The following is an 11,130-nucleotide window of genomic DNA, read 5'->3' as shown; positions in this document are numbered from 1 at the left end:
TTTTTTGGTTTAGGCGTACATATGTTCGCACATCTCATATAAAAATGGAATAATATCGTTATATTACAACATATTATCGAATATCCCTAGCGCGCAAACGCAAATAAGCGAAATGTGCACGGGGTCAATTTGCGTGTTGGACCATTAACACACATATTTCCCGCCAAAAGGCATCAGATGCGCTGCCGTTTTCGGCGCTGCGGGGCCAAAAAACGGGCGCAAAGGAAACTATGTTCGATTATGAATGGGACCAGCAAAAAGCGCGCAATCTGATAGGCCGCCTCGTTGATCGAACGGGTTTATCAGCGACGGAAATTGCGCGCAGCGCCGGTTTGGCGCCGTCCACGTTGACACGGATTTATCCGGTTCCGTCCGTCGACTATTCCCTGTCGGCGCGCAGCATTGCCAAGCTCAAGACGGCTTTCCCGGATGATTTCACGGCAGCTTCGGAATATGGGGATTCGCCTACTCCGTCATCGATCGTCAAGGAACGCGCAACTCCCTTTGCCGCCCCATCGCATAATGTAATCCCCGTTTACGGCACAGCCCTTCTGTTCCCAGAGGAAAATGGCCTGCCGCTTTCAAAGGAACTGGAGCTTTGGGAAGGGGATTTTTCCCGTCCTGCGGCATATATGCCGATCCCTTTCGCCCAGACGGACCCGGAACGCTATTTTGCGATCTATATTCCCAGCGAAGCCATGGAGCCGCGCTTTCGCGCCGGCGAACGGGTTATCATGGATCGAATCAAGCCCGCCTCGATAGACACGGACGTGTTGGTCCAATTGCGCGGCGATAAAGGCCAATCATTATGGACCGTCGGCAGATTGCGTATGCGCGACCGCAATTTGATCGGCTTGATCCAATATCGGGACGGCATAACCGTTTCCATCCATCGGAGCAAAATAGCTCATATCTTCCCGATCATCGCCATGCTGGACGATGACGGCATATGACACTGTCCACAACTGCGAAACTGCGATAGCCGCGGGAACAGGATAAAGGCTTTACCCTGCCCTTTCGGGCGGAACCGGAGCCATCCTCTGCGGCTACGGCCGCTTCGTCATTCTGCCGCTTCCGCTAGTTCCGGTTCGGTCCAGACCAGCACCGGCTTGCGTGCGGCCAGCGTTTCGTCCAGACGGCGGCGCGGAGCGTGATAAGGCGCGCCCTTCAACGCCTCATCCCCCGCCTTGGCGCGTTCGGCCAGGCTGCGCAGCGCCATGATGAATTGATCCAGCGCCGCCTTGCTTTCCGTCTCGGTCGGCTCGACCAGCATCGCGCCATGCACGACCAGCGGAAAATACATCGTCATCGGATGGAAGCCTTCGTCGATCAGCCCCTTGGCAATGTCGAGCGTGGTGAAGCCTTCAGCCAGCCCCTTGTCGCTAAACAGCGCCTCATGCATACAAGGACCGCTGCCGCCAAAGGGCGCGTCCAGCACGTCAGCCAAGCTGCGCAGGATGTAATTGGCGTTGAGCACCGCATCGCCCGACACCTGCCGCAGGCCGTCCGCGCCATGGCTGAGGATATAGGCCAGCGCGCGAGTGAACATGCCCATCTGGCCGTGGAAAGCGACCATGCGTCCGAAGCTGCGGCCATGATGGTCCTCAACCGTTTCCTCTTCGACCAGCACGAACTTGTCGCCTTGTTTCTCCACGAAGGGTAGTGGTGCAAAGGGCGCAAGCGCTTCGGAAAGGACCACCGGACCGGAGCCGGGACCGCCACCGCCATGGGGCGTGGAGAAAGTCTTGTGCAGATTGATGTGCATCGCATCGACGCCCAGGTCGCCGGGGCGGACGCGGCCGACGATGGCGTTGAAATTCGCGCCGTCGCAATAGACGAAGGCCCCCGCAGCATGGACGGCTTCGGAAATCGTCTTGAGATCGCGCTCGAACAGGCCGCAGGTATTGGGGTTGGTTATCATCACCGCCGCCACGTCCGGGCCGAGCCGGGCTTTCAGCGCTGCCAGATCGACGCGGCCGTCCGGGGTCGCCGGGATATCCTCCACCTTGTAGCCACAGAAGGCAGCAGTGGCGGGGTTGGTGCCGTGGGCGCTTTCGGGCACCAGCACGACGGAGCGGGCATCGCCGCGCGCTTCGAGCGCAGCCCGGATCGCAAGCAGGCCGCACAGCTCGCCATGCGCGCCAGCCTTCGGACTCATGGCGACGCCGTGCATCCCGGTGAGGGTGATGAGCCACTGGGCGAGTTCATGGATCACCGCCAGCGCGCCCTGCACCGTCGATTGCGGCTGGAGGGGGTGGAGATCGGCGAATCCCGGCATCCGCGCGACCTTTTCATTGAGGCGCGGATTATGCTTCATCGTGCAGGAGCCGAGCGGGAACAGGCCCAGGTCGATGGCGTAGTTCTGACGCGACAGGCGGGTGTAATGGCGCACGGTTTCCTGTTCGGACAGCCCCGGCAGGCCGATGGCATCCTTGCGCGCCAAGTTGCCGAGACGGCTTACGGCTTTCGGGGCCGCGGCGAAATCGACGCCGGTGGTGTCGTTCGACCCGATCTCGAAGATCAGCGGTTCCTCCAGCATCAGCGCGCGGTTTCCCGTGGCGGTCGCGGGAGCCATATGCTCTTCCCGGACGGCTTGCGGCGCGGTGGGGCGGCCTTCCTTGAGCATGGTCATGCCAGTTCCTCCTCCAGCGCTTTGGCGAGCGCTTCGATATCCTCCACCGTCACTGTTTCCGTGACTGCAACCACAAGGCCGTTGCCAATCTCCGGCGCGTCCGGGAACAGGCGGCCCAGCGACACGCCGCCCAGCACGCCCTTGCCGGCCAAGTCGCGGACAACGTCGCGCGCGTCCTTGGATAGAATGAGCGTGAATTCGTTGAAGAAGGCGTCGTTGAGCAGCTTCACGCCCGGCACTTGCGTGAGACGGTCGGCGGCCTGGCAGGCGAGCGCATGATTGAGCGTCGCGAGTTCCCGCAGCCCCTTTTCGCCCAGCAAGGTCATGTGGATGCTGAACGCCAGCGCGCAGAGGCCGGAATTGGTGCAGATGTTGGATGTCGCCTTTTCGCGGCGGATATGCTGCTCGCGGGTCGAAAGCGTCAGCACATAACCGCGCTGGCCCGCCGCATCCACCGTCTCGCCGCACAGTCGTCCCGGCATCTGGCGCACATATTTCTGCTTGGCCGCGAACAGGCCGAGATAGGGTCCGCCGAATTGCAGGCCGACGCCGAGCGACTGGCCCTCTCCCACCACGATGTCCGCGCCCATATGGCCCGGCGCGGTGATGGCTCCCAGGGCGACGGGTTCAGTCACTACGACGACCAGCAATGCGCCCGCTTCATGCGCGGCGTTGGCGAGCGGGGTCAGGTCGGCGATGCGGCCCAATATGTCGGGATATTGGACGACGACGCAGCTTGTTTCCTTGTCGATGGTGGCGATCAGCGCGCCGATGTCCGTCGCGGCGTCGAGCCTGGGCGCTTCGTGCACCAGCGCGTCGCCTGTGAACTTCGCCATGGTGTTGGCGACCGAGACATAATGGGGATGAAGGCCCGACGAGAGCAGCGTCTTCCCCCGCCTGGTGATGCGCCGGGCCATGCCGATCGCTTCCCAGCAGGCGGTGGAGCCGTCATACATCGACGCATTGGCCACATCGCAGCCCAGCAGGCGTACCACCTGCGTCTGGAATTCGAACAGGACCTGGAGCGTGCCCTGCGCGATTTCCGGCTGATAAGGCGTGTAGGCGGTCAGGAACTCGCCGCGCTGGATCAGGTGATCGACACTGGCGGGGACATGATGGCGGTATGCGCCCGCGCCCAGGAAGAAGGGCGCTTCCCCCGCCGACAGATTCTGCCGCGCCAGCCTGTCCATATGGCGTTCGACGGCCAGTTCGCCAGCGTGATCGGGCAGGCCCGCGATCTGGCCGGGAAGCCGGACTTCGGCGGGCACGTCCACGAACAGGTCGTCCACGCTGGCCGCACCGATGACGGAAAGCATCTCCTGCCGGTCGGCGTCGGTAAGGGGGAGGTAGCGCATGATCTTTTCCTACGGCGTCTGCCTTCCAAGGGCAGGAACGACGGTAAACTTAAAGCGAGGCCACGAACTTCTTGTAGGCCGCTTCGTTCATCAGCCCTTCCAGTTCGCTGGCGTCGGTAACGCGCAGCTTGAAGAACCAGCCGTCTTCCTCGGCATCGCTGTTGACGAGGGCGGGTTCGTCCTCCAGCGCGCCATTGGTTTCCACGACTTCGCCCGAAATGGGCGCGTAGACGTCGGAAGCGGCCTTCACCGATTCCACCACGGCCGCATCGTCGCCCTTGTCGAAGGTCGCGCCTTCGGCAGGCAATTCGACGAACACGATGTCGCCAAGTTGTTCCTGCGCATAGTCGGTGATGCCGATAGTGGCGATTTCGCCTTCGACGTCGATCCATTCATGTTCATCGGTGAAATAACGGCTCATGATCTCAACTCCCCTCGGAATTCAGGCAGATTTCTGACGGCGGTAACGGTGCGGCACGAAGGGCATCGGCGCAACGGTCGCGACGATACGCTTGCCGCGCACCTCGACTTCCAGCGCCGTGCCGAGCGCACTGTGCGGCAGGCTGACCCAGCCCATGGCGATCGGCGCGCCCAAGGTCGGCGCAAAGCCGCCGGAGGTGACTTCGCCCACCATCACATCGCCCGCAAAGATCGGCGCTCCTTCCCGCGCCGGCAGGCGGCCATCGACCCTGAGGCCGACGCGCCTGGAACCGGGGCCATCGGCCAGTTCCTTCATCACGCGGGCATGGCCGAAAAAGCCGCCTTCCTCACGCCGCCGCTTCTGGATGGCAAAGCCAAGGTCCGCACCAATGGCGCTCACCCGCGGGTCGAGGTCATGGCCATAGAGCGGCAGCCCCGCCTCCAGCCGCAGCGAGTCGCGCGCGCCAAGGCCGATGGGCTTCACCTGCGGCAAGGCGGCCAGCGCATCGGCGAGCAGCTCCGCATTGTCAGCGGGGATGCTGATCTCAAAGCCGTCTTCGCCGGTATAGCCCGACCGGCTGATCCACAACGGAACGCCGCGCCAGGTGAAAGGGCCGGACTGCATGAAATAAAGACCAGCGGTTTCGGGGATCAGCGTCGCGAGGGCGTCCCCGGCTTCGGGGCCTTGCAACGCCAGCAAAGCCTGTTCGTCCATATGGTTCATGGTGACTTCGTCGGGCAGATGCTCGATCATCCAACCCATATCGTCATATTTGGTCGCGCCGTTGACGACCATATAGATGTCCGCGCCGTCGAACGCCCCGCCGTCAAGGCGCGACACCATCAAGTCGTCGAGAATGCCACCTTCCTCGTCCAACAGCATGGAATAACGCTGGCGGAACGGCTTCAATCCCTTGATGTCGCTCGGCAGCAACTGTTCCAGCGCCTCGTCCACGCCCTCGCCGGAGAAGCTGAGCTGGCCCATATGGCTGACGTCGAACAAGCCCGCATGTTCGCGGGTCCAGCTATGTTCGGCCATGATGCCTTCATACTGGATCGGCATGTGATAGTTCGCGAAGACGACCATGCGGGCGCCCCGGGCGCGATGCCAGGCATCAAGCGGCAGCGTGCCGGGCGGAAGTTCCTCTTCGATGGTGGCGACGTCTTCCTTGCCGGTCATGGGGCGGCCTTTCCGTGATGAGTGCGTGGCGACAGGCGCGGGGAGACCCGATGGCCCCGGCGCGCTTGCCACCCCCTCTGTCACGGAACCTGAGAGCTTTGACCACTGGTCTTTCGACCCGATGGCTTACCCCTTCGGTGGGATGGAACGAACCATCCGCTTTCCAGAGTGCCTGCCCATGATGCGGTCCTTTCAGCCTGAGAGATTCCGGGGCGGTTGCTCCTTCGGCGACGGCGTCTGGACTGAAAGGCCCGCCATGCTCTCCCGCATCATGCCCTGCGCCGAGTCTTCGGCGCTGGAGACACATCATGCATTGCGCAAATTACCCGGCGGCGTCAATCGCTCATGCGATCAGGGGTGGAGCGTTCTTCCCGCGCCAGCCGCTCCGCCAGCGTGCGCGCCGCCTGCCGCAGTTCGACAAGGCGAAGATGATCGGGAAGCAACGCCCCTTCCCCGTCGCGCAGTTTGAAATCCGCGAAACCGCCCGCGCCATTGAGCAGCGCCAGGAACTTCTCGACCCCGGTGAAGTTGGAATCGGTGATCAGGCCGCGGCACAGGTCGATCTTCGCCGACCACCAGCGGTCGCCATGGCCGCGCAGCAGAGCGGACAATTCCTCCAATTGCGCGGCAAGCGCGGCGATTTGCGGATGGAGGGTCATGGACGGGAGTTGGGCATGGCCGCTCCCGCTTTCAACCGCGTCAGGCGGAGGCGATCTTGCCGAATATCTCCGCATGGCGCTTTTGGGCGTAGCGGTCGGTCATGCCGGCGATGAAATCCGCGATGTGGCGACTGCGCCGCGGTTCCTCCAGAACGCAATCGTCGCGCCATTCGGGCGGCATCAGGCCAGGCTGGTCATGATAGGCGCGGAACAGGCCGGTGACGATCACGCGCGCACGCTCGGCGGCGGCAAGCTGTTCGGGATGGTGATAGAGCGTCGCATACATGAAGCGCTTGAGTTCGCGCTCCTGCGCGGCAAGCTCCGGCGAAAAGCCGACCAGCGCACGGCCCGCCCGCCGCACATCCTCCACCGTTTCGACACCCGATTGCGCGATATTGGCGCGGGTCGCGGCGATCAGGTCGTTCGCCATGACGCCAATCTGCTCGCGCACCAGTTCGCGCAGCAGCCTTTCCTCCGGCACATCGGGATAGCGGGCGCGCACCCGGTCCCACGACATCTTCACCAGCGGCACGCTCAGCAACTGCTCCAGCGTCAGCAGCCCGGCGCGCAGCCCATCGTCGATATCGTGATTGTCATAGGCGATATCGTCCGAAATTGCCGCCAGTTGCGCCTCCAGCGAAGCATGACTGGCAAGATCCAGCGGGAAGAGCGCATCGACTTCGCGCATGGCCCAGCCGGGACGGTCGACGGGACCGTTATGCTTAGCAAGGCCCTCCAGCATTTCCCAGCTCAGATTGAGGCCCCGGAACAAGGGATAGGGCGATTCCAGCAGCATCAGCGTGCGGAGCGTATGGGCGTTGTGGTCGAACCCGCCCTGATCCTCCAGCGCCGCTTCCAGCGCATCCTCGCCCGCATGGCCAAAGGGCGGATGGCCGATATCATGGGCCAGGCACAGCGCCTCAGTCAGATCCTCATTGAGGCCCAGCGTGCGCGCGGTGGTGCGGCCAATCTGCGCGACTTCCAGACTGTGGGTCAGGCGGACGCGGAAATGATCGCCGTCGGGGGACACGAACACCTGGGTCTTGTGACGCAGACGGCGGAACGAGATGGAATGGATGATCCGGTCGCGGTCGCGTTGGAACAGGTCGCGCGGCCCGCGCACCTCGCCCCCCGGCTCGCTATGGAGACGGCCCCGGCTGTGATCGGGACGGGAAGCATAGGGCGCGAGCGTCGTCATGGACGCCCCTTTACTTGCCTCCGACCCGTTCGACCACCTCTCCCGCGCCGCTTTGCCATGCGAAGACGTCGGCGCCCGCCTTCTTGAGGCTCGATTCCACCGCCTTGGCGCGGGTGAAGCTGGCGAAGGGGCCGATCAGCAGGCGATTGGTGCGGCCCCAACTGGCGATCCAGCCGTCCTGCGGGGCAATATCGTCATATTTCTTCCGAAGCCCGCGCAGGGTGAAAGCCAGCGCGCTCCTGTCCGATCCGGTGCCGACCTGCACCCAGTTGCGGGAAGGATTGGCGGCAAGGCGCTTCTTTTCCTCCGCTTCCTTCTTCTTCGCCTCGGCTTCCTTCTTCGCCTTGGCGTCTGCTTGCGCCTTGGCCTTCGCGTCGGCGGCCGCCTTCGCCTTTTCAGCGGCGGCTTCGCGTTCGGCGCGGCGAGCGGCCTGCAACGCAGCCACCTCCGCCAGATCGACTGGCGCGACGCTGGGCTTCAGTTCGGAATCCGGCACGTCGATGGCGCGGATGATGTCCGCCAGCGAGCGCGTGGCTTCCGGATTGGGCTGCGGCGTCGGAGCGGAGGCGGGCTGTGCCGCAGGCAGCGCAACTGGCCCCGTCGGCGGCGTCGCACCCTGCGCCGGTTGAGGCGCGGCCGGAGCGGAGGCACGGGCGAGCGTCACGGTGTTCAGCGGGCTGGGCTGAGATGTTGCAGCCGCCGGCGCGGGTGCGATTCGGGTGGTCTCAAATCCCGGCGCAGGCGGCCCCTGCACGGTTCCGGTCGATCGAGTGGCAGGCGCGACCTGGGCCTGACGCACGGCCTGCTGCGCCGGAGCCTCCGGTGCGCGCGGGGCGGCCGCCGACTCAAAGCCCGGCGCAGGCGATGGAGCTTCCGCCTGCCGCATGGGCTGAGGCTGCGGAGCCGGCCGGGTCACGGCAGCGCCGGAGGGTTGGGACGGAACGGCCTGGCGCTGCGCCGTGCGATAGGGATCGACCATCGGCACAACAGGCGTTGCGGCGGACGGGGTCGCAACGGGCGGATTGGTCGCCTGCGCCATTCTTGTTGCGCCACGCTGCGTTCCGCCGCGTGTCCGGCTATCCGGCCGAGCCGGCGCGGGAGCCACGGGCACGGCCTGGCTCGCTCCAGTGGCGGGCGGGGTCGGCGTAACGGTCGCGATCCGGGCGCCGACATTGGTGGGGAAATGGCCGAAATGCACCGCGGCCGCCTTCTGGGCCGCCGTTAGATTGGGCATTTTCTGCATATAAGGCAGGATGGCGCTGGCAAGTTGGCGGGGCATGGTTTCGTCCGCGATCTTCTTCGCATCCGCCTGCTTGTTGTTCATCGCCAGGATGAAGGCCCGATAGCGCCATGCCGCCCGGTCGCTCTTGTAGAGCAGCGGCTGGAGCACCTTGTCGGCCGCGTCGATCTGTCCCGAAATGCCAAGCGACGCGGCATAGCGGCGGATCAGTTCGGGATCGTCGGGCGTGCGATGCAGCGCGGTTTGATAGTCGCGCTGTGCGCCCGCCTGATCCCCGGTGAGATCGCGGGCCAGCGCGCGGTCGGAAAGGAAGCCGGCGTCCGGATAACCCATTCGTGCGGCCTGATCGAACAGACGCAGCGCCTCCGCCGGATTCTGCATCTTGAGCATCACGCGGCCCAGCCCGGCCTTGATTCGGCCATTGCTGGGTTGGACGGCATCGGCGCGAGCAAAGAAACCGGCGGCGGCGCGGGGATCGTCCAGCGCTAGCGCCGCTTCCCCGGCGCCGATCAGGGCACTCACGTCGCGCGGATTGGCGGCGAGGCGCGACAAATGACTATTGAGATCGGCGGCGTCGGATGAGCGAACTAGTTGCGCCTGATCGGACTGGGCATGGGCCGTTCCCGCCAGTAGGAGGGACGCCAGAATCCATAGATGATATCGTGTCACATATATCCCTTAGCGGATCGCGCCGTGAATGGGAAATTGACGACGGGAAAAAGCGCGGCGGATCGCGCCAGACAATCGACGGCACGCAAAAGAGGCGCGGATTGCCCGCGCCTCTGAGCTTGTCGATCCGGATTGCATCCTTTGCAAACCCTGCGTCCTGCGGCGGTTTTGCGGCCAGATGTCCGTCTTTTCCCTCTCCGCCGGGGGAGAAGGATGCGAAGCCTTGCCAACCTCCATGGAGAGACGGATAGCGCCTATTGATTGCTCTGCCGGTTGAGGAAGCGGGGGATGTCCGTTCCCTTGCCTTCATCGGCGGCGGGGGCCTTGTCCGCGCCGCGAGTCAGGCCCGCCATTCGTTCGAACAGCGTGCCGCCGGTCGCCACGCGCGAAGCGGGCTGCGGCGGGGGAGCAGGCTGAGCGGGCGCGGCTTCGGCGTTCTCCGCGCCCAGCAGCAATTCGTCCTCTTCCGCATCTTCATCGGAAAAGACCGCCGCCGGAGCCGGGGTCGGAGCCGAAAGCGGCTTTGGCGCAGCGGCCTTTTCCTCGACCGGGGGAACCAGCGGAGCAGGCGCGGGCGCTTCGGGCACGTCCAGTTCCAGCATCTCCGGGTCTTCCTCAACCACCGGCCTGGACGCGGCGGCCTGCGGCGAAGCGGCAGGCTTGGGCGCGGCGGACGGCACAGCGACCGATGGGCGGTTGGCGAAGCTGAACGGCTGGGTCAGCGGCGCTGCGCCCTGACTCGCTTCGCTGTCGATGCCCGTCGCGACGACCGACACTCGGATCTTGCCGTTCAGATTGTCGTTGAAGGCCGAACCCCAGATGATGTTCGCGTCCGGGTCCACCAGTTCGCGGATATGGTTGGCCGCCTCGTCCACTTCCATCAGGCGCATGTCGTCGCCGCCGACGATGGACACGATGACGCCCTTCGCCCCACGCATCGACACCCCGTCCAGCAGCGGGTTGGCGATCGCCTTTTCCGCCGCCTGGAGCGCGCGGCCATCGCCTTCGGCTTCGCCGGTGCCCATCATCGCCTTGCCCATCTCTCCCATCACGGAGCGGACGTCCGCGAAGTCGAGGTTGATGAGGCCGGGCATGACCATCAGGTCGGTGATGCCGCGCACGCCCTGCTGCAACACCTCGTCCGCCATCTGGAAGGCTTCCTTGAAGGTGGTGTTAGGATTCGCGATCAGGAACAGGTTCTGGTTCGGAATGACGATCAGCGTATCGACATGCTTTTGCAGTTCATCGATACCCGATTCCGCCGATTTCATGCGACGGCTGCCTTCGAAGGTGAAGGGCTTGGTCACGACGCCCACGGTCAGGATGCCGCGGTCCCGCGCCGCCTTGGCGATGACGGGGGCAGCGCCCGTGCCGGTGCCACCGCCCATACCGGCCGCGATGAAGCACATATGCGCGCCGTCCAGCGCCTGTTCGACCGAGGCGATGGTTTCTTCCGCCGCCGCCTTGCCGATTTCGGGACGCGATCCCGCGCCCAGGCCCTCGGTGATCTGCGGGCCAAGCTGGATGCGCCGTTCCGCCGGAGAGGCGTTCAGCGCCTGCGCGTCGGTATTGGCGACGATGAAATCCACGCCCTCGACACTGGCGGCGATCATGTTCGCGATGGCGTTGCCGCCCGCGCCGCCCACGCCGATCACCGCGATGCGTGGCTTCAACTCGTCCACATGCGGCGGGCTGATCTCAATACTCATAAATTCTAGCTCCCTCCAGCTTCGGCGACGTGAAGCGAAACTGACCTGAAAGGTTAATGCAACAGAAA

9 protein-coding genes and 1 riboswitch are annotated in these 11,130 nt (G+C 64.4%); of the genes, 1 reads left to right on the top strand and 8 read right to left on the bottom strand.

Annotation, left to right across the window (positions count from 1 at the left end):
* Nucleotides 1-230 precede the first annotated feature (230 nt).
* Entirely contained in the window at nt 231-953 is a 723-nt protein-coding gene (locus IQ35_RS06880; RefSeq protein WP_145072352.1) for a hypothetical protein, read from the top strand.
* A gap of 107 nt (nt 954-1,060) precedes the next feature.
* Here the strand turns inward: IQ35_RS06880 and gcvPB are convergent, their stop codons facing one another.
* The 8 genes from gcvPB to ftsZ all read right to left on the bottom strand — a co-directional run bounded on the left by gcvPB (nt 1,061) and on the right by ftsZ (nt 11,062).
* Nucleotides 1,061-2,632: an aminomethyl-transferring glycine dehydrogenase subunit GcvPB gene (gcvPB, locus tag IQ35_RS06875; protein ID WP_145072350.1), complete on the bottom strand. Its 1,572-nt coding sequence runs from the start codon at nt 2,630-2,632 to the stop codon at nt 1,061-1,063.
* Complete coding sequence (gene gcvPA, locus IQ35_RS06870) at nt 2,629-3,987, bottom strand: aminomethyl-transferring glycine dehydrogenase subunit GcvPA (protein WP_145072348.1); 1,359 nt, start codon at nt 3,985-3,987, stop codon at nt 2,629-2,631. The genes gcvPB and gcvPA overlap by 4 nt, the downstream gene beginning before the upstream one ends.
* Nucleotides 3,988-4,036: 49 nt before the next feature.
* Nucleotides 4,037-4,408, bottom strand: a complete 372-nt coding sequence (gene gcvH / locus IQ35_RS06865) for a glycine cleavage system protein GcvH (RefSeq protein WP_021247383.1) — start codon at nt 4,406-4,408, stop codon at nt 4,037-4,039.
* A gap of 21 nt (nt 4,409-4,429) precedes the next feature.
* Nucleotides 4,430-5,587: a glycine cleavage system aminomethyltransferase GcvT gene (gcvT, locus tag IQ35_RS06860; RefSeq protein ID WP_145072347.1), complete on the bottom strand. Its 1,158-nt coding sequence runs from the start codon at nt 5,585-5,587 to the stop codon at nt 4,430-4,432.
* A 174-nt stretch (nt 5,588-5,761) separates the two neighbouring features.
* A riboswitch (glycine riboswitch) is annotated at nt 5,762-5,864 on the bottom strand.
* Nucleotides 5,865-5,922: 58 nt separating this feature from the next.
* A complete protein-coding gene (locus IQ35_RS06855; RefSeq protein WP_021247385.1) occupies nt 5,923-6,246 on the bottom strand; it encodes a hypothetical protein in 324 nt (107 codons plus the stop codon).
* A 40-nt stretch (nt 6,247-6,286) separates the two neighbouring features.
* Nucleotides 6,287-7,444, bottom strand: coding sequence for a deoxyguanosinetriphosphate triphosphohydrolase (locus IQ35_RS06850; protein ID WP_145072346.1), 1,158 nt, complete (start codon nt 7,442-7,444; stop codon nt 6,287-6,289).
* A gap of 10 nt (nt 7,445-7,454) precedes the next feature.
* Nucleotides 7,455-9,353, bottom strand: a complete 1,899-nt coding sequence (locus IQ35_RS06845) for a tetratricopeptide repeat protein (protein WP_145072345.1) — start codon at nt 9,351-9,353, stop codon at nt 7,455-7,457.
* 254 nt (nt 9,354-9,607) lie between these two features.
* On the bottom strand, nt 9,608-11,062 hold the full coding sequence (gene ftsZ, locus IQ35_RS06840) for a cell division protein FtsZ (RefSeq protein ID WP_145072344.1): 1,455 nt from the start codon (nt 11,060-11,062) through the stop codon (nt 9,608-9,610).
* Nucleotides 11,063-11,130 lie beyond the last annotated feature (68 nt).

This window comes from Sphingobium wenxiniae, from assembly GCF_007830065.1.
GTDB lineage: Bacteria > Pseudomonadota > Alphaproteobacteria > Sphingomonadales > Sphingomonadaceae > Sphingobium > Sphingobium wenxiniae.
Note: the sequence above shows the minus strand (reverse complement) of the source record. Positions and strands in the feature narration are given on the sequence as shown.